Here is a 400-nt window from a genome sequence, read left to right on the forward strand (position 1 = left end):
GTTGATAGATTAAAGGTGCCTAGAAGCACAAGTCACACACCACTGTTCCAAATCATGATGACAATGAACACAGATTACGGTGTGGGAGAGACAAGTAAGCACACTTTGGCGGACGTGGATATCGCACCTTATGCATCAGATACGGTTGCAGCGAAGTTTGATTTAAACATCGACCTGAGCATGAATGATGATGGTGTTGGCATTCACTGGACCTATGATGTGAGCCTGTTCAGTGCACAAGCCATAGAGCGTTTGAATGACCATTTATGTCGTTTGTTGAGTGCACTGAGTGATGTGAATGAGCAAGAGGTTGCCCCACATAGACTGCCTATCTTGTCAGAGGCAGAGCAACACCACTTGGTACATGGGCTCAACAACACAAAGATGGACTATCCAAAAG

The 400-nt window shown here is 45.5% G+C and carries 1 protein-coding gene; it reads left to right on the forward strand.

Annotated features, from left to right (window positions below; all coding sequences use genetic code 11):
• Positions 1-63 precede the first annotated feature (63 nt).
• Positions 64-400, forward strand: a 337-nt coding sequence (locus tag L1070_RS20195) for a hypothetical protein (RefSeq protein WP_237126917.1), incomplete at its 3' end; no start/stop codon positions are given.

It is taken from the genome of Pseudoalteromonas sp. MMG022, from assembly GCF_021654245.1.
Lineage (GTDB): Bacteria > Pseudomonadota > Gammaproteobacteria > Enterobacterales > Alteromonadaceae > Pseudoalteromonas > Pseudoalteromonas amylolytica.